Origin of the sequence: Microbispora amethystogenes (assembly GCF_016863015.1) — a bacterium.
Classification (GTDB): Bacteria; Actinomycetota; Actinomycetes; order Streptosporangiales; family Streptosporangiaceae; genus Microbispora; species Microbispora amethystogenes.
Map to the genome: position 1 here is coordinate 1 of NZ_BOOB01000107.1, position 2,140 is coordinate 2,140.

Below are 2,140 nucleotides of genomic sequence, written 5' to 3' on the forward strand. Positions count from 1 at the left end.
TCGTCCGCGAGGACCGCCCCGGAGACAAACGCCTGGTCGCCTACGTCGTCCCCACCACCGACACGACAGGCTCCGGCGCGCTGGGCGAGGAAGGTTCCCCGAGCGGGACGAGCGGGGATGCCATCGACACCGTGAGCGGCGTGGCCGCTGGTTCGGGGACTGCCGGCGCGGTCTCCGCGGATGCCGGCGGGCGGAATACGAGTGGTTCCCCGAGCGAAACGGACGTGGATGCCACCGGTCCGGACGCCGCGAGCCCGGCCGATGGCGGCGCGGTCGCCGCGCGGGTGGATGTCGCGGAGTTGCGGGAGTACGCGGCCTCGCGGTTGCCGGATTACATGGTTCCTCTGGTCGTGCCGATCGAGGCGATGCCGCTGACGGCCAACGGCAAGCTGGACCGCGCCGCCCTGCCCGCACCTGATCAGCCCGCCGCGGGCCGTACGGCGGAAACCCCGATGGAAGAGCTTCTGTGCGGGCTGTTCGCCGAGGTCCTGGGCGTGGAGCAGGTCGGGGCCGAGGCGTCGTTCTTCGACCTGGGCGGCGACTCGCTGCTGGCGATGCGGCTGATCGCCCGCATCAGGTCGGTGCTGGAGACCGAGATCAGCATCGGTGACCTGTTCGGTGAACCGACCGTCGCCGGGCTGGCCCGCATGATCGGCGGGACCGGCCAGGCCCGCCCGGCGCTCACGCCGCTGCCACGGCCCGAGGTGCTGCCGCTGTCGTACGCCCAGCAGCGCATGTGGTTCCTCAACCGCCTCGAAGACGCCGGAGAGGGCGCCGTCTACAACCTCCCGCTGGCGCTGCGCCTGTCGGGCGACCTGGACATGGCGGCCCTGGACGCCGCGATCGGCGACATCGCGGACCGTCACGAGAGCCTTCGTACGATCTTCCCGGAGACCGGCGGCGTCCCGCGCCAGCAGGTTCTCACCGGGGCCGCGGGCCGGCCGGCCGTCGGGGTGACCCAGACCTCCGAGGACGGACTGCGGGACGCGGTCGCCGCCCATCTCGGCGCGGGCTTCGACGTGAGCGTGGAGCTGCCGTGGCGGGCCCACCTCTTCGCTCTCGGCCCGTCGGAGCACGTGCTGCTCATCGTCGCGCATCACATCGCGGTGGACGGCTGGTCGATGGGGGTGCTGGGCCGGGATCTGAGCACGGCGTACGCGGCCCGCCGCGAGGGCCGCGCGCCGAGCTGGCAGCCGCTGCCCGTGCAGTACGCGGACTACGCGCTGTGGCAGCGAGAGGCGCTGGGCGACCTGGACGATCCGGGCAGCCTGATCAGCGGCCAGCTCGGTTACTGGCGTCAGGCCTTGGAGGGGGCGCCGGAGGAGTTGGCGCTTCCGGCCGATCGGCCGCGTCCGGCGGCGTCGTCCTTCCGCGGCGGCAACGTGCATCTGGAGGTGGACGCGCGGACCCACGCCCGGCTGGCGGAGGTCGCACAGAACGGCCGGGCCACGATGTTCATGGTGGCGCACGCGGCCCTGGCCGTGTTGCTGGCAAAGGTCGGCGCGGGGAGCGACATCCCGATCGGTACGGCGATCGCCGGTCGCGGGGACGCGGCGCTGGAGGACCTGGCCGGGTTCTTCGTCAACACCCTCGTCCTTCGCACCGACCTGTCCGGTGACCCGTCGTTCGACGACGTGCTGGCGCGGGTACGGGAGACCGATCTGGCCGCTTACGCACACCAGGACGTCCCGTTCGAACGACTCGTGGAGGAGCTGAACCCCACCCGTTCGCTGTCCCGCAACCCGCTCTTCCAGATCATGCTGGCCGTGCAGAACCTCACGCCCACCGTCTGGGAGCTGCCCGGTCTGCGGGGAGAGTCGCTGCAGCTTGGCGCCGAGGCCGCCCGCATCGACCTGTCCGTGACTCTCGTGGAGCGACGCGACGACGGTGAGCCGTCCGGGATAGGCGGCATGATCCTCTACGCCGCCGACCTGTTCGACGAGGAGACGGCTCAGGCGCTCGCGCGGCGGCTGGTGCGGGTGCTGGAGCAGGTGGCGGCCGATCCGTCCGTACGGCTCAGTGAGCTGGAGGTGCTGGACGAGGCCGAGCGCCGGGCCGTGCTGGGGGAGTGGAACGACACCGCGACGCCGGTCGCGGTCCGCACCTTGCCGGAGCTGTTCGCGGCGCAGGTCGAACGGAC

General features: G+C 72.2%; 1 protein-coding gene. It reads left to right on the forward strand.

Translation table 11 applies throughout. The features are described 5' to 3' along the window. Positions 1–2,140: condensation domain-containing protein (locus tag Mam01_RS35870; RefSeq protein WP_239101878.1), on the forward strand; the 2,140-nt coding region annotated here is incomplete at both ends.